This is a genomic window from Streptomyces sp. NPDC026062 (assembly GCF_055568375.1).
In genome coordinates this window covers 1-1,610 of record NZ_JBVHOQ010000124.1, presented here as the reverse complement: position 1 = coordinate 1,610, position 1,610 = coordinate 1, and the positions used below count along the sequence as shown (strand labels likewise).

The following is a 1,610-nucleotide window of genomic DNA, read 5'->3' as shown; positions in this document are numbered from 1 at the left end:
TGGCCGCCGAGCGCGAAGAAGTCGTCATCGACACCGACACTGTCGACGCCGAGGACCTCGGCGAACGCCGCGCACAGGATCTCCTCACGGACCGTGGCGGGACCACGGCCGGAACCGGTCGTGTACTCGGGTGCCGGAAGGGCCTTGCGGTCGAGCTTTCCGTTCACGGTCAGGGGCAGCGCGTCCAGGACGACCACCGCAGACGGGACCATGTACTCCGGCAGGTGTAGTGAGGCGAACTGTCGCGCTTCGTCGGCGAGTTCACCCACCTGGGATTCCTCGGCCGGGACGACGTAGGCGACCAGGCGCTTGTCACCGGGGCTGTCCTCACGGGCGATCACCGCCGCCTGAGCGACCTGCGGGTGACCGGCAAGGACCGCCTGCACCTCACCGGGCTCGATACGGAAGCCGCGGATCTTCACCTGCTCGTCCGCCCGGCCCAGGTACTCCAGCTGACCCTCGGCGTTCCACCGCACGAGATCCCCGGTGCGGTACATCCGCTCGCCCGCCGTACCGAACGGACCGGCCACGAACCGCTCCGCCGTCAGACCGGCCCGGCCCACGTACCCGCGCGCCAGACCCGCACCAGCCACATACAGCTCGCCGGCCACACCGACAGGCACGGGAGACAGCCACTGGTCGAGCACATGCACACGTGTGTTGAACACCGGTCCGCCGATACCCGGCACATCGCCCGCCGCCAGCGGACGCGACATCGACACGCACACCGTCGACTCCGTCGGACCGTAGGCGTTCACCAGCCGCCGACCGGCCCCCCACACGGCCACCGACTCCGCGGCGAGCGCCTCGCCCGCCGACACCACCGTCACCAGCGACGGCACCTCCAGGGGATCCAGCACTGCCAGCACCGCCGGCGGCAAAGTGGCATGCGTGACACCATGCAGCGCCACCACCTCGACCAGCCCGGCCCCCGGCACCAGTTCCCCGGCCGGCGCCACCACCAGGCGGGCACCCGCGCACAGAGTCACCCAGACCTCCGCCGACGCCGCGTCGAAGCCGACCGACGCGAACTGCAGCACCCGGCTCGTCTCATCGATCCCGAAACGCTCGGCCTGCGCCGCCACCAGCGAACCCACACCCGTGTGCGAGACGACCACACCCTTGGGCCGACCCGTCGACCCCGAGGTATAGATCACCCACGCCGGATGCCCCACCAGCAGCGCACCCCCACACTCCACGGCCGACAGTCGCGACGAATCCACGCCCGCCAGTCCGCGCGCTGTCGCCGGATCATCCAGCACCAGCACCTCCCGGCCCCGCGGCACCACCGCCCGCACGCCCTGACAGGTCACCACCACATCCACACCCGCGTCCGCGAGCATGAACTCCACCCGCTCAGCCGGATAGGCCGGATCAACCGGCAGATACGCAGCCCCCGCCTTCAGCACACCCAGCAACGCCACCACCAGATCGACACCGCGCTCCAGGCACACCCCCACCACGGACTCCAGACCCACACCCCGGGCCACCAGCAACCGCGCCAGACGATTCGCACGCGCATCCAACTCCGCATACGACACCTCAACACCCTCGAACACCACAGCAACCGCATCCGGCGTCCGCGCCACCCGCGCCTCGAACAACTCCGG

The 1,610-nt window shown here is 70.4% G+C and carries 1 protein-coding gene; it reads right to left on the bottom strand.

Annotated elements, in window-relative coordinates:
* Positions 1-1,610: non-ribosomal peptide synthetase (locus ACZ4LX_RS38105; RefSeq protein ID WP_467721418.1), on the bottom strand; the 1,610-nt coding region annotated here is incomplete at both ends.